At 61.3% G+C, this 1,331-nt stretch carries 1 protein-coding gene; it reads left to right on the top strand.

Annotated elements, in window-relative coordinates:
* The coding region (locus PQQ96_RS41985; RefSeq protein ID WP_408303300.1) for a glutamine synthetase family protein at positions 1 to 1,326 on the top strand (1,326 nt) is incomplete at its 5' end.
* Positions 1,327 to 1,331 lie beyond the last annotated feature (5 nt).

Raw genomic sequence — 1,331 nt, 5'->3', positions numbered from 1 at the left:
ATCGACGACTTCCTGAAGAAGAACCGCGTCACCGAAATCGAAGCGATCATTCCGGATATGGCCGGGATCGCACGCGGCAAGATCATTCCGCGCAGCAAGTTCGAATCCGGCGAGTCCATGCGCTTGCCGCAGGCGGTGATGATCCAGACCGTCACAGGGGACTATCCGGAAGACGGCACGCTCACCGGCGTCACCGATCCGGACATGGTGTGCGTTCCTGACGCCAGCACCATCCGCATGATTCCGTGGGCCGTCGATCCGACCGCCCAGGTGATCCACGATTGCGTTCACTTCGACGGCACGCCCGTCGCGATCTCGCCGCGCCGTGTGCTGCGCCGCGTGCTCGAACTCTACAAGGCCAAAGGCTGGAAGCCGGTCATCGCGCCCGAGCTCGAGTTCTATCTGGTCGACATGAACAAGGACCCCGATCTGCCGCTGCAACCGCCGATCGGCCGTACGGGTCGTCCGGAGACCGGACGTCAGGCGTATTCGATTGAAGCCGTCAACGAGTTCGATCCGCTGTTCGAAGACATCTATGAATACTGCGAGGTGCAGGAACTGGAAGTCGACACGCTGATTCACGAAGTCGGCGCCGCGCAGATGGAAATCAACTTCATGCACGGCGATCCGCTGAAACTCGCCGACAGCGTGTTCCTGTTCAAGCGCACGGTGCGTGAGGCCGCGCTGCGTCACAAGATGTACGCGACCTTCATGGCCAAGCCGATGGAAGGCGAACCGGGCTCGGCGATGCACATGCACCAGAGCCTCGTGGACGAAGAAACCGGCCAGAACCTGTTCACCGGTCCGGACGGCAAGCCCACGTCGCTCTTCACCGGCTATATCGCCGGGCTGCAGAAATACACGCCGGCGCTGATGCCGATCTTCGCACCGTACATCAACTCGTATCGCCGCCTGTCGCGCTTCATGGCTGCGCCGATCAATGTGGCCTGGGGTTACGACAACCGCACCGTGGGCTTCCGGATTCCGCATTCGGGCCCGGCCGCGCGCCGCATTGAAAACCGCATTCCGGGTGTGGACTGCAATCCGTATCTGGCGATCGCAGCGACCCTGGCGGCCGGCTATCTTGGCATGACGCAAAAACTGGAGCCGACCGAGCCGCTGCTCAGCGACGGTTACGAACTGCCCTACCAGTTGCCGCGCAATCTGGAAGAAGGGCTGACGCTCATGGGCGCGTGCGAGCCGATGGCCGAGATTCTCGGCGAGAAGTTCGTCAAGGCTTACCTGGCACTGAAAGAAACCGAATATGAAGCGTTTTTCCGCGTGATCAGCTCGTGGGAACGCCGTCATTTGTTGCTGCACGTTTAAGGCCG

Origin of the sequence: Paraburkholderia sediminicola, assembly GCF_046027825.1 — a bacterium.
GTDB classification, from domain to species: Bacteria; Pseudomonadota; Gammaproteobacteria; order Burkholderiales; family Burkholderiaceae; genus Paraburkholderia; species Paraburkholderia sediminicola_D.
This window is presented reverse-complemented; position numbering and strand designations above follow the sequence as displayed.